Here is a 21,361-nt window from a genome sequence, read left to right as displayed (position 1 = left end):
TTGCCGTTGGGCAAACACATGATGAACCAACACCGAATAGCGATGTATCAACGTGCTTCAGCAAAAACAGTTCCGGCCGTAAGGTCGCCTTAAAATTCAGCAGGGCGTGCTATATTTGACAATGAAAGGCAGGGATAAGCATGATCCCGCCATCAGGAGACCGACATGAACATGACAACCGCCATGAGTACCGCAGAAATTCTTGAAAAAGCCCATGAACGCGCCAAGGCTGCAGGCAAACGCCATGCCGGTGATATGACGCCGGAAGAAGCCCACGCGCTGCTTCGCGAACACCCCGACGCCGTGCTGGTGGATGTCCGCTCGCATCCGGAGCTGGATTTCGTGGGCATGATTGAAGGGGGTAAACATATTCCCTGGCAGAACTATCCCGGCATGACGCCCAATCCGGATTTTGACCAGCAGATCAAAAAAGAAGTGACGCCCAATAATATCCTGCTACTGCTTTGCCGTACCGGTGGCCGTTCACTGGCGGCTGCCGAGCATCTGGCTGGCTTGGGTTATCACCACTGCTACAACATTCTGGGGGGCTTTGAGGGTAAGCAGGACCACCAGGGTCAGCGCGGCAAAGTCGAGGGCTGGAAAGCCAGCGGCCTGCCGTGGAAACACAAGTAAGGCCGGGCAGAAGCTTACCAGACCGGGGCAGTTTGACTCAGCTTTGACAAGCCGGGCAGAACAGCGCGTTTTTACCACCCACCGATAGGGTTTCGAGGGCGGCACCACAGCCGGGACACTGGTTGTCTTCCCGGTGCCGGGTGAGGAAGGTTTTGGGTAGCAGATTGGTTTTGGCCTGACAGCGAACTGCCCGGTCCAGCACCTTGGGAATCTGCTCCAGAAAACGGTCGCGCTCTTCGTCCGTCAGACTGGGGGCGGTGCGATCAGGACGCAGGCGCGCCTGGTACAGGATTTCATCGGCCCACACCGCACCAATACCCGGCGCAAAAGCATCATCCAGAAGAATATTGCGCAGGGCGCTGCGGCGGCGAGACAATGCTTCACGCAAAACCGCCAGTCCTTCGCCATGCACCATCAAAGGATCGGGTCCAAGCTTGGTCAGAAAATCCACATCGCTGTTTTCGTCGAGCATCCGCAGGCGATTACCTAACTGCGTGCCATGCAGGCGTAAGCGTTGATGCCCATTAATCTGGATTTCCAGAACGGCCCGCGCTTCTTCTTCACTTTCTGCCTGGGCAGGCCCGCGCTCCAAATCGACAGTGAGTTCGCCACCCAGCTGCATGGCCAGAATATCCTTGCGCGCCAATTCCAGAAACAGGTACTGACCATAGCGATGCAAATCGGTAATTGGTTTGCCCTTGAAAGCGGCTTCTTCAATGCCCGCGCCATCGGTCAGCAACTCGCCTTTGGCGTTATGCACCTGCATGACATTTACCCGCTTGTTGAGGATGTTGCGGCGTAATTTTTGTTTCAGTAATTCCAGTTCTGGCAATTCAGCCATGTTTTCTCCAAATTCGATATTTTAATTGCTGTCAGGGGTTAGTCTAACCTGCATGGGACAATGCGCCAATGGCAGGAGACCGTTCCTCGCGCTGGAACATTGCGCCACTCGGGTGCCTGTGGCAACCTTTGTGCCACTTCAACAAATCGGCTGAACAACAGAATCCATGGATATTCCCGCCTATTCCCCCCAAGAACTTGAGCCGGCAGTGCAAAAACGCTGGCAGGAGCAGCAGTCTTTCCGTGCAGCCAGCGTGCCCGGCAAGGAAAAATTCTATGCTCTGGCCATGTTTCCGTATCCTTCGGGACAACTGCATATGGGCCATGTCCGCAATTACAGTATTGCCGACGCCATCGCCCGTTATCAGCGCATGCGCGGCAAGGATGTCCTGCAACCCATGGGCTGGGATGCCTTTGGTTTGCCCGCCGAAAATGCGGCTCTCAAAAATGGTCTGGCCCCGGCCGAGTGGACCATGGACAACATTGCTCACATGCGCGGGCAGTTGCAGCGGCTGGGATTATCTTATGACTGGTCACGGGAATTGGCGACCTGCACCCCCAACTATTATCGCTGGGAGCAATGGCTGTTCCTCAAGCTCTGGGAAAAGGGTCTGGTTTACCAGAAACTCAGCACCGTCAACTGGGATCCGGTTGACCAGACGGTGCTGGCCAATGAACAGGTGGTGGATGGTTGCGGCTGGCGCTCCGGTGCCCCCGTCGAGCGGCGCGAAATTGTTCAGTATTTTTTGCGCATTACCGCCTACGCCGAAGAATTGCTGGAGGGCCTGGATACCCTGAATGAAGGCTGGCCGGAACAGGTGCTGACCATGCAGCGCAACTGGATCGGGCGCTCTGAGGGGGCGGAAATTCATTTTCCCCTGGCGAGTGGAGAAGGGGTTATCAAGGTCTTTACGACGCGCCCCGACACCCTGATGGGCGCCACTTATCTGGCCGTAGCGCCGGAGCATCCTCTGGCCTTGCAGGCGGCAGAGCAGAATTCGGCCTTGGCTGAATTTCTGGAGCGTTGCCGGCATGGCTCGGTTTCCGAAGCCAGCATCGAAACCCAGGAAAAAGAAGGACATCCTCTCGGCCTGTTCGTCAAACATCCCTTGACTGGTGCCGAACTGCCGGTCTGGACGGCCAACTTTGTGCTGATGGGTTATGGAGAAGGGGCCGTGATGAGTGTGCCCGCCCATGACCAGCGTGACTTCGAGTTTGCCCACAAATACAGGCTGCCCATTCAGATTGTCATTGCGGCAGAATCTGCGCCGCTTGAAGCAGCCGCCATGACCGAAGCCTACACAGGTGCCGGAACTTTGGTGCATTCGGGAGACTTCAACGGTCTGGATAGTGTGCAGGCAAAAACCCGCATCACCGAGGCCGTTGCCGAACGGGGTCTGGGCCGGAAAACCATCAATTACCGTCTGCGCGATTGGGGAATTTCCCGTCAGCGTTACTGGGGTACGCCCATCCCCATGATTCATTGTGAACATTGTGGCGTGGTGCCGGTTCCTGAGCAGGACTTGCCGGTCGTGCTCCCCACCCATTATCAACTCAAGGACCCCCGCTCTCCCCTGCTGGATGATCCGGAGTTTCTGAACGTACCCTGTCCGCGCTGTGGAGCTCCGGCGCGACGTGAAACCGATACCATGGATACTTTTGTGGAAAGTTCCTGGTACTACGCCCGTTTCGCCTGTCCTGATGCCGACACCATGCTGGATGCACGCGCCGCCGAGTGGTTACCGGTGGACCAGTATGTGGGCGGGGTGGAACATGCCGTACTGCATCTTCTCTATGCCCGTTTTTTTAATCGCCTGCTGCGGGACGTGGGGTTGTTGCCTGCAGATGCGGTTCACGATGAACCCTTCAAGCAGTTGCTCACCCAGGGCATGGTGCTGAAAGACGGCAGTAAAATGAGTAAATCCAAGGGGAACACCGTTGACCCTCAGGGACTCATTGATCGCTATGGTGCGGATACTGCCCGCCTTTTCATTTTGTTTGCGGCCCCCCCCGAACAACATCTGGAGTGGTCTGATGCGGCTGTCGAAGGGGCGCATCGCTTTCTGAGCCGCATCTGGCGTCTAGTCCATGAATATGGAGCAGAGAATCTGCTGGTACCAGCAGAATTGTCTGACGAGGCGAAAGATCTGCGTCGTGCTGTCCATCAGTGCATTGAACGCGTCAGCCGCAATATGGAAGGTCGTTATCATTTTAATGTGGCTATTGCCGCCATCATGGAACTGAGTAACGGCCTCATGAAAGTCGGTGCTGATGCGCCCAAAGACTTGCGTGCCGTACTGGGCGAGGGATTGCGTGCCATTGTGCTGATGCTCTCGCCTTTTGCCCCGCACATGACTGAAATACTTTGGGAAGTATTGGGCCAGAAAAGCAATATCATCCATACCCCATGGCCCAGCGCCGACCCCGAGGCACTCAAGTCGGACACGCTGACCCTGGTCATCCAGGTCAATGGGAAATTGCGGGAACGCATGGATTTTCCGGTGGCAGCGGACAATAAGGCCATCGAAAAGGCGGTGCTGGCCAGTCCCGCCATGCAGCGTCATCTGGAAGGTAAAACCGTGCGCAAAGTCATTGTCGTGCCGGGCCGTCTGGTTAATCTGGTGCTGGGATGAAAGCATGGCGCCAGCGTGGCATTTACGGGTTGATGAGCCTGCTTTTGCTCGCGCTGGCAGGTTGCGGGTTTCATTTGCAGACCGGATCAACCGTTCCGGCTAAGTTGCAGGGGATGCGTGTGTCTGGCAGCGGTCCCAGTGGCGGCACCCTGGCCGCAGCCGTTCACCGTGAATTGCAGCGCGACGGTAATTACAGCCGCGCGGATGGTCCTGTCCTGCACATTGATAATGCCTATGTCTCGCAAAGAATTATCAGCATCAGCCCCAGTAGCGGCGTGGCTCTGGAATTTCTGGATACCCTCCATGCGCAATTCAGCGTCATGGATGATCAGAAAAAAGTCATTCTTCCCGCCCAGTCACTGCTGGTGGAAAACAGTTTCAGTTATAACAGCGGGAACCCTCTGGCTACCAATGAGCAACAAATTCGCATGGAAAGATTGCTGATGGAGCAGGGTGCCCGGCAGATTCTCCGGCGGGTTCTGAACAGTCCGGTCGTCCGTCAGTCCGGCGGCTGAGATGCGACTCAAGCCGGGACAGTGGTCAGGACACCTGCAGGGTAAGCTGGCGTCCGTCTACGGTTTGTTCTCTGATGAACCGCTGCTTTTGCAGGAAGCTGAAGAAGCACTCTGCCAGGTTGCTGCAGAACAGGGTTTTGCCCAACGCCAACGGCTGAATCATTCCTCCGCCCCTTGGGATGCGCTGCGGGATGAGCGGGATGCTGGCTCACTTTTCGCTGAACAACGCCTGCTCCTCCTGCGTCTGGACAGCATCAAGCTGCCCAAGGAAGGCGTCAGCGCCCTGCAGTACTGGCTGGCTTCGCCGCCCCCCGATGCCCTGCTCGTCTTCAGCGGCCCACGCCCCGATGCCAGCGTCCAGAAAACGCAATGGTTCAAGGCCCTGGAAAGCCACGGCCAGACCCTGTTGTTGTATCGTCCCGAAGGCGCAGACTGGATCCGCTGGATAGAACAACGCCTCAAACTGCAAAAAATGTCGGCAGATGACGAGGCCATCCAGTTGCTGGCGGATCTGAGTGCGGGCAATCTTGGGGCCTGTCATCAGGCCATTTTACGGCTGCAGCAGATTTATCCGGGGCAGGCGGTGGATGTTGCCGCTATTCGTAACGTACTGGCCGACAGCAGTCAGTTCAATATTTATGACCTGGCGGATGCGACGCTGCGCGCTGAACCAACGCAAATCCTGCGCATTATTGACCGTCTGCGCAGTGGCGATGGTGAACCTGCCCTTTGTCTCTGGGCACTCCACAAGGATTTGCGGATACTGGCGGAATTACGCGCTGCCCATGTGGACGTTGATCAGGTTTTTCGCCAGAACCGGGTATTCCCTCCCCGCCAGAACTGGTTCCGCGCGGCGGCGCGGCGTTTGCCGGGTCATAGCCTGCTGGCGGGTATCCGTGAATGCCTTGAAATTGACGCCCGCATCAAGGGTCAGGACCCTACTCCGGTCTGGCCCGCCCTGACCGATTTATGCCTGCGAATTGCCGGATCAGCCTGAGAACGGCACAATAGACCTAATATCCGCGCGAATGAATCCCCATTGGCAGGTCACATATTGCCCGACACGGAAGGTTCTTCGCTGAACTCATGTCAGCCAGACTGACACGAAAGAGGAGACTGATGATGGATTTGCACCAGGAAATGGAAAAAATTGGCGAACGGGCGCGCAGCGCCCAACGGCGTCTGCAAAGCGCCGATAGTGCCGCCAAGGACCAAGCCTTGCGCCTGATGGCAGAATTTTTACGGCGTGATGCCGATAATTTGCAGCGTGCCAATCGCAAAGATCTGCGCAGTGCCGAAGAGGCGGGCAAGGATGCCGCCTTTATTGACCGTTTGCGATTGGATGAGACGCGCATTGAGGCGATGGCCCGGGGCCTCGAAGAAATTGCCGCACTTCCCGATCCTGTTGGTGAAATCACGGATTTGCGTTATCGCCCCAGCGGCATCCAGGTCGGTCATATGCGGGCGCCGCTGGGTGTGATTGCCATGATTTACGAGTCACGTCCCAACGTCACGGCTGATGCTGCCGGTCTCTGCGTCAAGTCGGGCAATGCGGTCATTTTGCGCGGTGGCTCGGAATCCCTGAACAGCAACATGGCTATTGCCGAACGCTTGCGGGCGGCTTTGGGTAAGGCGGGATTACCTCTGGATCTGGTGCAATACGTTAACACGGCAGACCGGGAAGCCGTCGGGGTGCTGATCAGCATGGATGCTCATGTGGATGTGGTCATTCCGCGCGGCGGCAAAGGGCTGATTTCCCGCATCAAGGCTGATGCCACAGTGCCGGTGATTATGCATCTGGACGGCAACTGCCATGTTTACGTTGATGCCGATGCGGATGCCCGCAAAGCACTGAAAGTGGTGGTCAACGCCAAAACCCAAAGACTAGGCACCTGCAACACCGCCGAAAGCCTGTTGATCCACAAGGATCGCATGGAAGATCTGCTGCTTCCTATCGTCACGGCACTGCAGGAAAAAGGCATCGAAGTCCGGGCCTGCGAACGGAGCCTGCCACGCCTTGCAGGTGCCGTGGCAGCTACGGAAGAAGATTACGGCACGGAGTATCTGGGGCCCATCATTTCCCTCAAAATTGTCGACGATCTCGACGCCGCTATTGCGCACATCAATCGCTATGGGTCCCAGCATACCGAATCCATTCTCACTGAAAATTATACCCACGCCCGCCGCTTTTTGCGTGAAGTCGACGCGAGCTCATTGATGGTCAATGCCTCCACCCGCTTCGCAGATGGATTCGAATATGGTCTGGGGGCGGAAATTGGCATTTCCACCAATCGTCTGCACGTCCGTGGTCCGGTTGGTCTGGAAGGGCTGACTTTGCAAAAATGGATTGTATTGGGAGACGGCCATATCCGCTCCTGAAGCCCCCACAGCGGCACTGCAAAAACTGCTGGAAGTTCTGGCTGATGTCGAGTGCGTTAACGATGCAGGGGTGGTGCCCACGGCCCTGCTTCAGGAAGCAGAGCATTGGGGGATTCCCCTGCGCCAGACTGCCGAGGGACTGCAGCTGGAGTATCCTCACGCGCCCCTTTCCCGCCCGGAAATTGCCGCTGTTGCCAACATTCCGGAAGCACAAATCCGGATACTGCCAGCCTGTGCTTCGACCAACAGCGCAATGCTGGACAGCGATGCCAATCCCGGTATTTGTCTGGCAGAAAGTCAGTGGGCCGGGCGGGGGCGGCGGGCGCGTCACTGGTCTTCACCCTTTGGTCGGCATCTGGCCATGAGTTATGGCTGGACGCAAGCGGCCAGCATTAACCCTGCCCTGACCCTGGTGGCTGGTCTGGGGGTTTTTCAGGTGCTGCAAAAAAGTATCAGCGGATTGTGGATCAAATGGCCCAATGACATTTGGATTGGCGGGCAAAAACTGGGGGGACTGCTGCTGGAAGCGCGCCGCCTGCCCTCCGGGCAAAACCGCCTGGTACTTGGCCTGGGGCTGAATGTGCACGACGATCCTAGCCTGCCGGACACTGCCACGAGTTTGGCGCAACAGCAGCTCAACCTGTCCCGCAGCCATCTTGCCGGACAAATCATTCGCCGCTGGCAGGAGGATTTCGTCCGCTTTGATCGCGACGGCCTGGAACCCTTTCTGCCGTTCTGGAATGAAGCGGCAGCGCCCATGATGCGCCAGATTGTGCAGATCAGCGATGCGCGGGGACATTATCCGGCAGAAGTACTGGGCATCGGGGGGGATGGTCGCCTGCAGGTACAGGAGCCGGACAAAGCCCCGGTATGGTTGAGTGCCGGCGACGTCAGCCTGCGGCCATTGGCATCATGATATTCATCGCCGTGGGCAATACCCGAACCCTGCTGGCGCAGAGCAATGATGGCCTGCATTTTCAGAGCATCAGCGCCGCAACCGCCCTGCATCCTGCGCATATTTTACAGCAATGGGAACAGCTACGCCCTCATGCAGAGGAAGAGACTTTTGCGCTGGGAGGGGTCGTGCCGGAGGCGTTGCAAACCTGGCGGGAATTATTACCCGAAGCACGTCTTCACGAACCTGATCTGGCGGTGTTCAACCAGCGCGTCGCCAACGCCTATATCCCCGGCGAAGCGCTGGGGTTTGATCGACGCTGCTGCCTGCTCGCTGCAGCTCAGGATTACCCCGCCCAAAGCAGCATCATCATTGACATGGGTACGGCCATTACCATTGACCTGTTTGCCGATGGCCGCTTCCAGGGCGGCAGAATCCTTCCGGGAATCACCATGAGCTTTCATGCCCTGTTTCTCGGCACGGCACTTCTCCCCGATATGGATTTGCCCGTACCCGCCGCAGCTCTTGGTAACAGTACGGGTGCAGCCATCCAGTCCGGCGTGTTCCATTTATTTGCCGACGCCTTGCAGGGTGCCATCACCCATTTTCAGCAGATGTATCCCGACGCCCAGGTGCTACTGACCGGTGGTGATGCGGCGCTCTGGCAGGCGCAAATCCCCAACAGCCAGCATGTTCCCGATCTTCTGCTACGCGGTTTTTATGGATGGCTGCAGGCGTAATTATCGCCCTGAACTCCCCCACCCTGAAAACCGCTATTTTCCTCTTGGCGTTTGTAGCGCCCCCATGTAGGCTACTCCCATGACCAAGCCCTTCCAGCGCGTCCTGCTCGTCAGCAAATACCGTGATCCTTCGGTACTTCCGGGATTACGCCTGTTGCGTGATTTCATTCAATCCCAGGGGCGGGAAGTTTTTATCGAAACCCAATGTTCTGGCGAGATCAATGATACCCTCGGCCTGAAGCTGATGGCTTTCAGCGAAGCCCGCGCGGAAACGGATCTGGTTATTGCCATTGGCGGCGACGGCACCCTGTTAGGCACGGCCCGAAATACGGCCAGCAGTGGCATAGCCATTCTCGGCATCAATCAGGGGCGGCTAGGCTTCCTGGCTGATCTTTCCATTGACCAGATAGAAGGCGCCCTGCCGCCCATTTTGCAGGGTCATTATCAGCAGGATCAACGCCGGGTCCTGCATGCTGAATTGTGGCGCGACAATCAACAAATACACAGCGGCCTGGCCATCAACGAAGTATTTATTCATAAAGGCGGCGGTGAGAGCATGATTGAACTGAGCGTCCATATGGATGGCCGCTTTGTTTATACCCAGCGCGCTGATGGCGTCATCATTGCCACTCCAACGGGCTCGACCGCCTACGCCTTGTCAGCGGGCGGTCCCATTTTGTCCCCCAGCCTCGCTGCCCTGCTGCTGGTACCAATCTGCCCGCACACCCTCACCGCCCGGCCCCTGGTCGTCGCCGATACCGTGGCCATCCGTGCCCGCCTGACCGCCAGTCGTCAGCCTGCGGCCCTCAGCCTGGATAGTCACAGCAGCGTTCCTCTGGCCGTCGGCGATGAAATTCACATCCGCCGTGCCCCCTGCTCGGCACGTTTTATTCATCCAGAAGAGAAAAACTTCTTTCAGATACTGCGGGAAAAACTGCATTGGGCCGAATCACCGGGAGAAGATTAAATGCTGCTCAGCCTGCAGGTTCGCAATTTTGCCCTGATTGACAGCGTCAGTATTGATTTTGATGCGGGTTTGACCGTACTCACCGGAGAAACCGGGGCGGGTAAATCCATTCTGGTGGATGCCATCGCCCTGCTCCTCGGAGACAAGGGTCATGCAGACAGTATCCGCCATGGTGCCGAGCAGGCCGAAATCAGTGCTGAATATGCCCTTGCCTCCAAACATGCCGCTCGCCAATGGTTGCGCGATCAGGATATGAATGCAGATGAACCGGTGTGCGTACTGCGCCGGGTCCTCCAACGCAATGGCCGTAGCCGGGCTTTTATTAATGGCTGCAACGTCACCCTTACCCAGCTGCGGGAGTTTGGTGAGTTTCTGATTGAGCTGCTGGGACAACATGAACATCAGAAGTTGCTCCACGCCGATCGCCAACTGGCCCTGCTGGACCGTTTTGCCGGGTTGGAAACCAGGCTGGATCAGGTGGCTGAAGCGCATCGGCTGTGGCGGGAACAGACGCTGCGCTGCCAGCAATTACGTACGGAGCAAACCCGTCAGAATGAGCAGGCCGATTGGCAACGCTTTCAGCTGCAGGAGCTGGAAGCCGCACAGTTGCAGGAAGAAGAATGGGAAAGCCTGCGCAGCGAAGAACAGCGTCTCGGGGCGGTCGAGAAATTGCGTGAACACCTCCAGGCGGCACTGGAAGCCCTGGAAGGGGAAGCGCATCCAGCCAATCGGGCCCTGGCCGAAGCCCAGCGTCATCTCGGCGTGGCTTCCCAGCATGATGCCCGCCTGCAGGAAAATGAGGCCTTGCTCAATGCCGCGCTCATCCAGGTCGAAGAAAGCATTTCCAATGTGCATAGCTATCTGGCTGATCTGGAAGCCGACCCCGAACGTCTGGAAGAAATTGCCCGACGCTTGCAACAGTTGCAGGATCTTCAACGCAAATATCATTGTGACTTACCGGGCTTAATCGCCAAACGCGATACCCTGCGTCAGGAACTGCAGGGAACAGAAAACCTGGAAAGCACGCTGCTCGCCGCTGAGCAGGCTTTACTCAAAGCCAAAACGACATATATTGAGCACAGCCATGCTCTCACGACGGCCCGGCGAGCCCGTCAGCAAGCCCTGGCGGACGCGGTTGCCGAACAAATCCGTCAGCTGGGCATGCCCCATGCTCAGGTGGAATTGCGTTTATCCAGCCATCCGGAAGAAGAAAAATTCTGGCGTGACTCCGGCTGGGATCAGACAGAAATCTGGATTACCGCCAACCCCGGCCATCCGGCACAGGCCCTGGCCAAGGTGGCTTCCGGCGGAGAACTCTCGCGTATCAGCCTGGCCTTGCAGGTCATTCTGGCTGCACCCGAGCGCATTGACACCCTGATTTTTGACGAAGTGGATGTGGGCATTGGTGGCGCCGTTGCCGAACGGGTAGGACGCCTGCTTCGCCGCCTTGGCGCGCAACAGCAGGTACTTTGTGTTACCCATCTTGCCCAGGTGGCGGCACAGGGCCACCACCACCTGCACATTGAAAAACAGGTGCAGGATGGTCAAACCCTCAGCGCCATAACCCCCCTGCAAGCGGAACAACGTCAGCAGGAAATTGCCCGCATGCTCGGCGGCATTGATCTCAACTCAGCCGTATTCGAAGCAGCGGCCACGCTTCTGGCCAATGTGGACGCATAACCCTAAAAACGGCAGTTGCCGGGGGTGCTTTGCCGCGACTTTTGTTTCGAGCCGTTGTTGTTCTTGGCGAAATCCTGCGCCCGTCAGGAGAGCTGTTTGAGCCCGCAGGGCGAGTTCTCTCCTGACAGCAGGATGAGCCCTAGAACAACAGGCGAGGAACAACGGAGCAAAAAGCACTCCCGGCAACTGCCGTTTTTAGGATAATTTACACTAGGCCGCTGGCCCTCAGTCGCATACACTGGTTTCCGGCAATGCGCTGCCCATGTTCAGGGCAACCGGCATGGAGGAGTGGATGGCTGCGGACTTTATGGAAGAACAGAACACCGGACAAAAGATCATGGACTCTCCGGCTAAAGATCATCATGGCGCTATTTCGATTCCCCGACGCGTCCTGTTTTTTGCCATTATCATCCTGTTTCTGGTCGCGGGGGTCGTGTTTGCGGCCATTCAGGCGATTCATACCCTGGGCGACAGCAGCAATACGCTGATTGAAATTGGCTTGCCGCTGCAAAAGCAATTACTGGAAATTCATGGACAACAACGTCAGGCCGAATTTTATCAGGATCTGGCGCAGGTCCTGCCCCACTCTGGTTATGAAGCCACTTTTGCCCACCTGATTCATCACGAACAAACGTCTTTACAGACACTGCAGACTGGCGCGACAGCCTACCCCCAACTTGCCAGCGCACTCCAGCAACTACAAGTGAGTCTGAACAATTATTTGCAGTCTGCAAATACACCAGGGTCAGGGCAAGCGGCTGTGCTCGACGGCAAAGCCGGCCGGACGGCTGTGGAAGCACGTTTTCATGACGTTCATCAGGCCATGCAGTCCTTGCTGCTTAGCCAGGGAGAGGCGGCAGCGGCAGCGCGTTCTCAGGCCGTGCAACTGCTTTATGCACTGGTAGTCATCACGGCGTTGCTCAGCCTGTTGATACCCTGGCGGGTTGCCACGGCCTTGACCCGGCCATTAAAGGACTTCCGTCTGGCCCTGGAGGACATCGGGGCGGGTAAAGTCGCCCATGTTGCCAGTGATGGACCCCAGGAATTGCGCGATCTGGCCCGCAGTATCGACAGCATGCAGGCCCGCCTGCGGGAAGAAGAGCGCCTGCGCCACCAATTTCTCAGCCAGGTCTCTCACGAACTGAAAACCCCTCTGGCCTCAGCCCGTTCCGGCAGTGAATTACTGCTCAGCGAGCGCATCGGCCCGCTTCTGCCACGGCAACGCGAAGTCCTCGAAATTGTCGTCCGTCAGGTCAAGGAATTATATGCGGCCATTCAGGAAATGCTCGACATGCATGCCTTACAGGCGCAATCCCTCGATTTTTCACCCCAAACTGTCAAAGTATCCGAGATTCTCGAGGATCTACAAAAACGCATGCAGCCATTGACTGAAAAAAAGCAGCAAACCCTGATTTGTGAGAGCCATGCACCGCTGGAAGTGTACGCCGACCCACAACGCTTGCGGCAAATTCTCAGCAATCTGGTCAGCAACGCCAACAAATACAGCTCAGCCGGCGGACAAATCCGCGTGCAGGCCATTGCCGAACAACAGGGCGTTCTGTTTCGGATAGAAGATGAAGGCCCGGGTATTCCTGAAGCCTTGCTGGAACGGGTATTTGAACGTTTTTATCAGGTTCCGGTCAGTAACAGCTTACCCCGGGGTACCGGATTGGGATTGGCCATCACCCGCGAACTGGTAGCCGCTCAAGACGGCTGGATACGCATTCAAAACCGTCCACAAGGAGGGCTCAGCGCAGAAATCTGGCTACCCTCTTTTCCTCAGAAGGCAGCTCATTGATGTACCGATTATTGCTTGCGATCCGCTCACTCGGCGTCTTCAGTATCCTATTGTTTCTGGGTGCCTGTGCAATGATTCATCCGGAAGCACCTGCTCAGCCCCAGGCCGCGCCGCTGCCGCTCTCGGAAACGCCCCGACCAGAGCTGCTCAAGGCATTGCATGATTGCGGTCCCGCTACCTCCGCCAGTTGTGCCAATATTCATCTTGCGCTGGCAAACAGCTATCTCAGCAGTGGCCCTCTCAATAAAACTGCTCTGGATAACGCCGCCCGGGAGCTCAGCATGGCGGCACAGAACCAGGATCTGGCCAGCCAGACCCTCCCCTTGCGGCGCAGCGTCAATGCCCTGCTGGAAAATATTACTCTTCTTAAACGAGACAAAGTCCGCATTCAGCAAATTAAAGCTCAGACTATCGCTGCACAAAATGCTGCAGATGCCGCACAAGCACGGCTTCAACGTCTGGAATCCCTGCTCCACCAGCATGCAGAAAAAACCCTGGAAGCGCATGGCGCGCCCTTACCCTGAGATGCGTAAAACCATGCCCACTATTCTCATTATTGATGATGATCCGGATTTTTTAAGGCTGCTGGGTTTGTGGCTGGAAAGTGAAGATTATCGGGTACTGAGTAGCAACAATCCGCAGCAAGGGCTGGAACTACTGGACCAGGAAAGTGTGGATTTGTTGATCACCGATTTACGCATGCCCATCATGGACGGGATGGCGGTTCTTGAAGCCGCTCAGGCTCGTGATCCCGATTTGCCGGTTATTTTGCTAACCGCCCATGGCACCATTCCTAACGCGGTAGAAGCCATGCGTGCCCAGGCTTTTGGTTATCTCAGCAAACCGTTCAGTAATGACGAGTTACAGACATTATGCACGGCGGCCCTGGCACAACGCCTTGCTGGCCGTGAACTCAGCAAGTTAAGGGCTGACCTACGCGCTCAGGCCGGGCAAAGCATCCTCCACCGCAGTCCGGTCATGGCCAGTCTGGTCAATGAAATTACCCGCATAGCCACTTCCCAGGCCAGTGTTTTTCTTTCTGGAGAAAGTGGGTCGGGCAAGGAACGTGTCGCCAGAGCTATCCACGAAGCCAGCGCCCGGAATGACCAGCCTTTTGTGGCCGTCAACTGTGGCGCCATTCCCTCCGAACTGGCCGAAAGTGAACTGTTTGGCCACGTTAAGGGGGCTTTTACCGGAGCCACTCAGGACCATATCGGGCTCATTCGCAGCGCCGACCACGGTACTTTGTTCCTGGACGAAATCGGAGACCTCCCCTTGGCTTTGCAGGTCAAACTGCTGCGGGTATTGCAGGAAGGGACCTTACGTCCAGTTGGAGCAAAAACAGAAATATCTGTGGATTTACGCGTTATCAGCGCCACCCATCAGGATATTCATGCGCTGACTACCAGCGGCGCCTTTCGGGAAGATCTATATTATCGCCTGCACGTCATTCCCCTACGGGTTCCCAGCCTCAGCGAGCGTCCCGAAGACATCCTGCTCCTTGCCCAATATTTTCTGGATCGGGAAAGCCAGCGCCTGGAACGCAATATTCCAGGGTTCAGCCCCGAAGCCATGGACAAGCTGATGCAGCGACCCTGGCCCGGAAATGTTCGAGAGCTGGAAAACGCCATCACCTTTGCCGCCGCCGTCACCGAAAAAGGTTGGGTCTCGGGAGAGGCCATTCCCGATGCCGGCCGTCAGGGTGGATCCAGCGCCTTCCCGCCTTTGCAGGATGCCAAAACGGCCTTTGAAAGGGTGTATCTTGAAAATCTGCTGCGTGCCACCGACGGCAATATTTCCCGGGCTGCTCGCATTGCTGGCCGCCATCGTACGGATCTTTACAAGCTCATGCGCAAACATGGCCTGGCCCCGCAACTATTCAAAAATCAGGAGGATCGCGATGAGACTCCGTAAACATCCACTACTTTCTGGCATTTTTTGTTATGCTGGTGCGGTCTTTGCTAAAACGGGGTCCCAATGACACTGCCAGTACCCGTTCAACCGCCTTCACGTTTTCAGCATCTGCATTTGCGCCGCTGGTTCGCCCAGGGCCTGCTCATCTCTCTTCCCATCGGCCTGACCATTTATGTGGTGTTATGGATTGGCGGCTGGCTCAACAACTTGTTTGAAGCGCCGATCAAGGCCATTTTCGGAATAGACATCCCCGGTCTGGGACTGGTCCTGACCTTGCTGACCATTCTGGGCGTTGGTTTTCTGGCTTCCCATGTCCTGACCGCATGGATTTTTGACTGGATGAACAAGGCACTGGCGCGAATCCCGGTTCTGCATAGCCTTTACAGCACCATTCAGGAAACGGTGGGATTACTGTTTGGTGGTGCAGACCGGGGCTTTCGCAGCGCCGTTCTGGTTCGGCAGGGGGGAGATATGGGCTACATCATCGGGCTGGTCACCCGTGACACCCTGCACGAACTACCGCACCTCCCCGAAGACTGTGTGGCCGTTTTTATTCCCATGAGTTATGGCGTCGGCGGCTTCACCTGCCTGATTCCCAGAGAAAAAATCATCCCGCTTCCGGACATGACACCCCAGCAGGCTTTACGTTTTGCCATGGCCGGTGGCGTCGGTGGTGGAAAAATAATTCGGGAAAAATCGGAACCCGGTATCCCGCACGAAGCTTCTGAATCCGACGCCGATTCTTCTTCATGAAGCTAAAACGGCCATTGGTCCGGGCGATTTGCAGCGAATTTGACCCGAGCTGTTCATGAAGTCAAACACTTTGCGGGAGGCGGGCTGTGTTCGTTATACTCGCCGCATACCAAAGGAGAACATGTATGGCTGAAGTGCGTAAAGCAGTTTTCCCCGTGGCGGGCCTGGGTACCCGATTTTTACCGGCCACCAAAGCCAGCGCCAAGGAAATGATGCCGGTAGTGGACAAACCTCTGATCCAGTACGCCGTAGAAGAAGCCATTGCGGCAGGCTGCGATCAGTTGATTTTCATCAGTGGCCGGGGGAAACGGGCCATTGAAGATCACTTTGACGTTTCCTACGAACTGGAAAACGAACTGGAAAAGCGTGGCAAAAAAGCCTTGCTGGAACAGGTGCAAAGTATTTTACCCAGTCATGTGAGTACCATTTTTCTGCGTCAGCCTTACCCTCTGGGGCTGGGCCACGCCGTACTGATGGCCAAGCCGGTTATCGGTGATGAACCGTTTGCCGTGCTGCTGGCCGATGATCTGATGCTCGGTGAACCACCTGTATTGGCGCAAATGGTCGAACAGCACCATCGCTATCAGGCCGGCATTCTTGGCGTCGAAGAAATCCCCCGTGAACACTCTACCCGTTATGGAGTGGTAGACGCCCGCCCGTGGGACGAACGTATTTTTCAGGTCAGCGGCATTGTCGAAAAACCCCAGCCCGAAAAAGCGCCTTCTAATCTGGGGGTGGTTGGTCGGTATATACTGCCCGCCCGTCTCTTTCATTTTCTGGAAAACACCCAGAGTGGCGCAGGAGGCGAAATCCAGTTGACGGATGCCATCGCCCATCTGCTCAGCGAACGTCAGGTGCTGGCCTATCGTTTTGCCGGTCAGCGCTTTGATTGTGGTGACAAACTGGGCTATCTCAAGGCCACCATTGCCTTCGGCAAATTACATCCCGAAGTGGGCGCCGATTTTACCGAGTATATGAATAGCCTCTGCCAGAGCCAGGGTAAGGCAGAAAATTCTGAGGCTGCTCATGAAGCGTAAGGGTATTCTCCTCGCCGGGGGTTCGGGTACCCGTCTGTATCCGCTGACCCAGGCAGTCAGCAAGCAGCTGATGCCGGTTTATGACAAGCCCCTGATTTATTATCCGCTCGCCACCCTGATGTTGGCGGGAATCCGCGAAATCCAGATTATTTCCACACCCAACGATCTTCCACGTTTCCAGCAGCTTCTGGGTGATGGTCGGCAGTGGGGGATGGATTTTTGCTATGCCGAACAGGCGCATCCTGACGGCCTTGCGCAAGCCTTACTGATTGCCGAAAACTTTCTGGCGGGGAGCCCTTCAGCACTGGTGCTTGGCGACAATGTTTTTTATGGACACGATCTCAGTGAATCCCTGCAGCAAACCAACCGGGCCGATAACGGGGCAACGATTTTTGCCTACCACGTTGCCAATCCCAAGGCTTATGGCGTGGTGGAGTTTGACCGTCAGGGTATTGCCATTGGACTGGAAGAAAAACCTGTCAAACCCCGCTCTTCTTTTGCGGTCACCGGCCTGTATTTTTATGATGCAGACGGGAGTCGTCTGGCCCGGGAAATCCGTCCTTCACCACGGGGAGAGCTGGAAATTACTGATCTGAATCGTTTATACCTCGAACAAAAACGCCTGCATGTGGAAGTGCTGGGACGCGGCACGGCCTGGCTGGATACTGGCACGCACGCTGACCTGCTCAGCGCCGGACAATTCATCCGCACTCTGGAAGAACGTCAGGGCCTGAAAGTTGCGTGTCCCGAAGAAATAGCCTACCGCATGGGTTATATTGATGCAGACACACTTACAGAACTTGCCGCCCCGCTGAAAAAAAGTGGTTATGGAGAATATCTCCTGCGCATCCTTGAAGAAGGGTCTCCGTTTTGATCATTGAAAAATTACGTATCCCCGAAGTGCTGCTCATTACCCCCAAAGTATTTGGCGACACCCGGGGATTTTTCATGGAAAGCTGGAACCAGCGGCAGTTTGCCGATGCCGGCCTGAATCTCACCTTTGTGCAGGATAACCACAGCCGTTCTCAACAGGGCGTGCTGCGTGGCCTGCATTATCAGATTCATCAGCCCCAGGGAAAGCTGGTACGCGTTGTTTCAGGTGCTGTTTTTGATGTGGCCGTAGATTTGCGCCGCTCTTCTTCCACCTTCGGTCAATGGGTCGGGGCCACACTCTCCGAAGAAAATCAGCAGATGCTCTGGGTACCACCCGGCTTTGCGCATGGCTTTTATGTATTAAGTAATTCCGCTGACTTCCTCTATAAAACAACCGAATTTTACGCCCCGGAAGCCGAGCGTTGCATAGTCTGGAATGATCCGGATATCGGCATAGACTGGCCCCTCCTCACGGATTCGAACCCCCAGCTGGCCAGCAAGGATGCAGCCGGATGCTCTTTTGCAAAAGCAGAAACCTATTCGTGAACCCTTCATTCTCCATGCGAAGAGCGTTATTATCGCCCCCTTTCCTGAGGAGCAGCGGTATCCATGATCATCATTGATGGCGTAACCGAAAGCGGGGGCAAATTTCGTCCCTCAGCCTGGGCTGAGATGCTCATAGAAGGGGTGGGACTCGCCCATTTCGGTGCCGACCATAAAATTCATTACTTACCATTGATTGAGCCCGCCAACATAAATGGCAACGCGGCCATCATCATGGATGAAAGTCTGGAACAATTACGCCCCGAGGCCTTTGCGGAAATCATGCGTTTTGCCGCCGAAAATCGTTTGCAGATTCGCCGTGAAGAGGGGCACATAGCTGACCGCCAAAACAGTCAGAAAAGCACACATCGCCGGGCCCGCCCCGCGCAACGGCGGCCTTCCTGATGGCAGGTCATCCTAGTAAATCCAGTCGACTGCGTTTTGCCTGGGTGCTCGGTGCGGTCATCGTCATTTATGGCATACTGACCATTATTCTCAGTGTTCATGTCATTGATCAGCAGAGTGGTGCGCGCACCGATTTGTATGTGGCGCTGGAAACCCTGGACCAGATGCATCATGAAGCCATGGCATCAGCCAGCACGCCCACAGAACGCAAAGTCATTGCCGATGCCTGGCGGAATGAACGGGCTTTTGCGGCCAGGTCTCCACAGCAAGCACAGCAGATAGCTGATCAGCTTATCGTCAGCCTGAATCAGGAATATCCGCATAATTCCTGCGGACAATTAGGCCCTTCATTTGTAAAGGCTTCCGCCCTTCCTGAAGAGCATGCCTGCATGGTGGCGGTGGGCACTCAAAATGATCAGGTAACAGTGACCGGCTATGATACCCAGGGTATTGCCATGGACAACTTCTATGAATTTCTTTATGCCCCAACCGGCCGTTCTGACTAAATATCCCGAGGAAAATCCCATGAACGCTACCAGGAGCCAGGCATGACCACCGCCGGATCCGGAATCAAACGCGTCCTGTTGTTTGGTGCCAATGGACAGTTAGGCTGGGAACTCCAACGTCACCGTCCTGAGGCCGTCGAACTATGCGCCTTGTCTCGCACCCAGGCAGATATTGCCATTCAGGAACAGGTGGAGCAGGCTGCCGAGAATTTTCAGCCCGACCTCATCATCAACGCCGCCGCTTATACTGCCGTTGATCTTGCTGAGTCGGAATCGGAAACAGCCTATGCCATCAATCGGGATGGTGCCGTTCATTGTGCAGAGGCTGCCCGTAAACATTCTGTCCGGCTCATCCATATTTCCACGGATTTTGTATTTGATGGGAGTCAGGCGACCCCTTATCAGCCGGACAGTATCCGTCATCCGCTCGGCGTATACGGTGCCAGCAAAGCTGCCGGCGAGATAGAGATTGTCCGTATTCTGGGGAGCAATGCGCTCATTTTACGGACCGCCTGGGTGTACAGCACCCACGGTAAAAATTTTGTCAAAACCATGTTGCGGCTGATGTCAGAGCGGGACTCTCTGGGGGTGGTTGGTGACCAGATTGGCAGCCCTACCTGGGCGGCAGGTTTGGCGGCGGCCATCTGGAGGGCCTGCGCGCAACCGGAATTCAAAGGCATTCAGCATTGGACGGATGCCGGAGTGGCCTCCTGGTACGATTTTGCGGTCGCAATTCAGGAAGAAGCCCTGGCTTTGGGTCTGCTCCAGCGTAGCATCCCCATCGGTATGATTCCCGCCAGCGCCTACCCAACCCCGGCCCGACGCCCCGCCTGCGCGGTACTGGATAAAAGTATCAGCTATGCGACGTTAGGTGCGGCTCCACATTGGCGTCAGGCACTGCGGCAAATGCTCACCGATAACGATTCTGATTAGACAAGGAAACCCCATGACCGCAACCTCTTCTGCATCGCCCGCTGAAAAACGCCTGCTGGTCACCGGTGCCGCCGGTTTTATTGGCAGCAATTTCTGTCACTACTGGCTGAAGAATCATCCTCATGGGATTCTGGTCGCTTATGATGTCCTCAGCTACGCCGGTAACCGCCATAATCTCGACGGACTGGAAACGCATCCCGATTTTCATTTTGTTCAGGGTGACATCAATGATGCGGCATTGCTTGAAAGTAGCCTGCGTGCCCATGACATCAATGTCATTGTGCACTTTGCTGCGGAAAGCCACGTCGATCGCTCCATTCATGATCCTGATGCTTTTATCCAGACCAATATCGTCGGCACCCATACGCTCCTCAAAGTGGCGAAATCGCTCTGGCTGGATGGTCCTGAAGGCCCTGTTCCCCATCGTTTTCATCATATTTCCACCGATGAAGTCTACGGCACCCTCGGACCCCAAGACCCTGCCTTTCGCGAAGACACCCCTTATGCGCCCAATTCTCCCTATGCCGCCAGCAAGGCGGGCTCCGACCATCTGGTCCGTGCCTATCAGCATACCTACGGATTAAGCACGACGACCAGCAACTGCTCCAACAATTACGGGCCTTATCATTTTCCCGAAAAACTTATCCCGCTGATCATCGTCAATATTCTTCACAATAAAGCCCTGCCCATTTACGGCGATGGTCAGCAGATTCGCGACTGGCTCTATGTAGAAGATCACTGCCGGGGGATCGCCGCTATTCTTGATGAGGGCCGGGAAGGCGAAAGCTACAATATTGGTGGATGTAACGAATGGGCCAATATCGACATTGTGCAACTGGTCTGCCGGAAGATGGACGCATTATTCGCCGGTAATCCCCGCTGGGCCGAACAATACCCCCAGGCCGCCCCGGCACTGGGACACCGCAGCGAAGAGCTGATTCAGTATGTTCGTGACCGCCCCGGTCATGATCGCCGCTATGCCATTGATGCGGAAAAAATCACCCGGGAATTGGCTTTTGCACCTGCGGTGGATTTTCCCACCGGCATTCAGCGCACCATCCTCTGGTACCTGGAGCATCCGCAATGGTGGCAACAGGTCATGGATGGCAGTTATCGTCACTGGCTGGACACCCAATACGGAGCCGAATAAGTCCGGCTTATGCAGTTTAACGCATATCCCCAGGACCACCATAACCGGGATGCCGGCTATCCTGAAAACGGCAGTTGCCGTGGGTGCTTTGCAGCGACTTTTGTTTCGAGCCGTTGTTGTTCTTGGCGGAATCCTGCGCCCGTCAGGAGAGCTGTTTGAGCCCGAAG

General features: G+C 56.0%; 21 protein-coding genes. 20 read left to right on the top strand and 1 reads right to left on the bottom strand.

The window, feature by feature from the left end:
- Positions 1-165: 165 nt before the first annotated feature.
- Positions 166-633, top strand: coding sequence for a rhodanese-like domain-containing protein (locus GCD22_RS02720; protein WP_226831169.1), 468 nt, complete (start codon positions 166-168; stop codon positions 631-633).
- Positions 634-670: 37 nt separating this feature from the next.
- On the opposite strand, the gene GCD22_RS02715 is transcribed toward GCD22_RS02720, so the two are convergent.
- Entirely contained in the window at positions 671-1,474 is an 804-nt protein-coding gene (locus tag GCD22_RS02715) for a DNA-formamidopyrimidine glycosylase family protein (RefSeq protein WP_010641608.1), read from the bottom strand.
- Positions 1,475-1,640: 166 nt separating this feature from the next.
- On the opposite strand from GCD22_RS02715, the gene leuS reads away from it, so the two are divergent.
- From leuS to rfbB, 19 genes are all read left to right on the top strand, one after another.
- Entirely contained in the window at positions 1,641-4,106 is a 2,466-nt protein-coding gene (leuS, locus tag GCD22_RS02710; RefSeq protein WP_031572515.1) for a leucine--tRNA ligase, read from the top strand.
- Entirely contained in the window at positions 4,103-4,621 is a 519-nt protein-coding gene (locus tag GCD22_RS02705) for an LPS-assembly lipoprotein LptE (RefSeq protein ID WP_031572517.1), read from the top strand. Before leuS ends, GCD22_RS02705 begins: the two co-directional genes overlap by 4 nt.
- Before the next feature lies 1 nt (position 4,622).
- Entirely contained in the window at positions 4,623-5,618 is a 996-nt protein-coding gene (gene holA / locus GCD22_RS02700) for a DNA polymerase III subunit delta (protein WP_031572519.1), read from the top strand.
- A 122-nt stretch (positions 5,619-5,740) separates the two neighbouring features.
- Entirely contained in the window at positions 5,741-7,000 is a 1,260-nt protein-coding gene (locus GCD22_RS02695) for a glutamate-5-semialdehyde dehydrogenase (RefSeq protein WP_226856036.1), read from the top strand.
- Entirely contained in the window at positions 6,969-7,916 is a 948-nt protein-coding gene (locus GCD22_RS02690; protein ID WP_081576807.1) for a biotin--[acetyl-CoA-carboxylase] ligase, read from the top strand. The genes GCD22_RS02695 and GCD22_RS02690 overlap by 32 nt, the downstream gene beginning before the upstream one ends.
- Positions 7,871-8,635: a type III pantothenate kinase gene (locus GCD22_RS02685; RefSeq protein WP_176211930.1), complete on the top strand. Its 765-nt coding sequence runs from the start codon at positions 7,871-7,873 to the stop codon at positions 8,633-8,635. The genes GCD22_RS02690 and GCD22_RS02685 overlap by 46 nt, the downstream gene beginning before the upstream one ends.
- 79 nt (positions 8,636-8,714) lie before the next feature.
- Positions 8,715-9,602 carry an NAD(+)/NADH kinase gene (locus GCD22_RS02680; RefSeq protein WP_031572525.1) on the top strand — a complete coding sequence of 296 codons (888 nt, stop codon included), beginning with the start codon at positions 8,715-8,717 and terminating at the stop codon, positions 9,600-9,602.
- On the top strand, positions 9,603-11,282 hold the full coding sequence (gene recN / locus GCD22_RS02675; protein WP_031572527.1) for a DNA repair protein RecN: 1,680 nt from the start codon (positions 9,603-9,605) through the stop codon (positions 11,280-11,282).
- A gap of 292 nt (positions 11,283-11,574) precedes the next feature.
- Positions 11,575-13,080: a sensor histidine kinase gene (locus GCD22_RS02670; protein WP_031572529.1), complete on the top strand. Its 1,506-nt coding sequence runs from the start codon at positions 11,575-11,577 to the stop codon at positions 13,078-13,080.
- Between the two features lie 71 nt (positions 13,081-13,151).
- Positions 13,152-13,604 (top strand): hypothetical protein, encoded by a 453-nt coding sequence (locus GCD22_RS02665; RefSeq protein ID WP_140390910.1) that lies wholly within the window; start codon positions 13,152-13,154, stop codon positions 13,602-13,604.
- Positions 13,585-14,994, top strand: coding sequence for a sigma-54-dependent transcriptional regulator (locus GCD22_RS02660; RefSeq protein WP_226825859.1), 1,410 nt, complete (start codon positions 13,585-13,587; stop codon positions 14,992-14,994). The genes GCD22_RS02665 and GCD22_RS02660 overlap by 20 nt, the downstream gene beginning before the upstream one ends.
- Before the next feature lie 63 nt (positions 14,995-15,057).
- Positions 15,058-15,747 (top strand): DUF502 domain-containing protein, encoded by a 690-nt coding sequence (locus tag GCD22_RS02655; RefSeq protein WP_031572532.1) that lies wholly within the window; start codon positions 15,058-15,060, stop codon positions 15,745-15,747.
- Positions 15,748-15,872: 125 nt separating this feature from the next.
- The gene (gene galU, locus GCD22_RS02650; RefSeq protein ID WP_010641585.1) at positions 15,873-16,784 is read left to right on the top strand and encodes a UTP--glucose-1-phosphate uridylyltransferase GalU; all 912 of its coding nucleotides are present in this window, start codon (positions 15,873-15,875) and stop codon (positions 16,782-16,784) included.
- Positions 16,774-17,658: a glucose-1-phosphate thymidylyltransferase RfbA gene (gene rfbA / locus GCD22_RS02645; protein WP_010641583.1), complete on the top strand. Its 885-nt coding sequence runs from the start codon at positions 16,774-16,776 to the stop codon at positions 17,656-17,658. Before galU ends, rfbA begins: the two co-directional genes overlap by 11 nt.
- On the top strand, positions 17,655-18,203 hold the full coding sequence (rfbC, locus tag GCD22_RS02640; RefSeq protein WP_031572536.1) for a dTDP-4-dehydrorhamnose 3,5-epimerase: 549 nt from the start codon (positions 17,655-17,657) through the stop codon (positions 18,201-18,203). Before rfbA ends, rfbC begins: the two co-directional genes overlap by 4 nt.
- 63 nt (positions 18,204-18,266) lie before the next feature.
- A complete protein-coding gene (locus GCD22_RS02635; RefSeq protein WP_010641580.1) occupies positions 18,267-18,605 on the top strand; it encodes a DUF3579 domain-containing protein in 339 nt (112 codons plus the stop codon).
- Positions 18,605-19,111, top strand: coding sequence for a hypothetical protein (locus GCD22_RS02630; RefSeq protein ID WP_010641579.1), 507 nt, complete (start codon positions 18,605-18,607; stop codon positions 19,109-19,111). Before GCD22_RS02635 ends, GCD22_RS02630 begins: the two co-directional genes overlap by 1 nt.
- A gap of 42 nt (positions 19,112-19,153) precedes the next feature.
- Positions 19,154-20,044, top strand: a complete 891-nt coding sequence (rfbD, locus tag GCD22_RS02625; protein ID WP_031572549.1) for a dTDP-4-dehydrorhamnose reductase — start codon at positions 19,154-19,156, stop codon at positions 20,042-20,044.
- 13 nt (positions 20,045-20,057) lie between these two features.
- The gene (gene rfbB, locus GCD22_RS02620) at positions 20,058-21,194 is read left to right on the top strand and encodes a dTDP-glucose 4,6-dehydratase (protein WP_031572551.1); all 1,137 of its coding nucleotides are present in this window, start codon (positions 20,058-20,060) and stop codon (positions 21,192-21,194) included.
- Positions 21,195-21,361: the final 167 nt, after the last annotated feature.

It is taken from the genome of Acidithiobacillus thiooxidans ATCC 19377 (assembly GCF_009662475.1).
GTDB classification, from domain to species: Bacteria; Pseudomonadota; Gammaproteobacteria; order Acidithiobacillales; family Acidithiobacillaceae; genus Acidithiobacillus; species Acidithiobacillus thiooxidans.
Note: the sequence above shows the minus strand (reverse complement) of the source record. Positions and strands in the feature narration are given on the sequence as shown.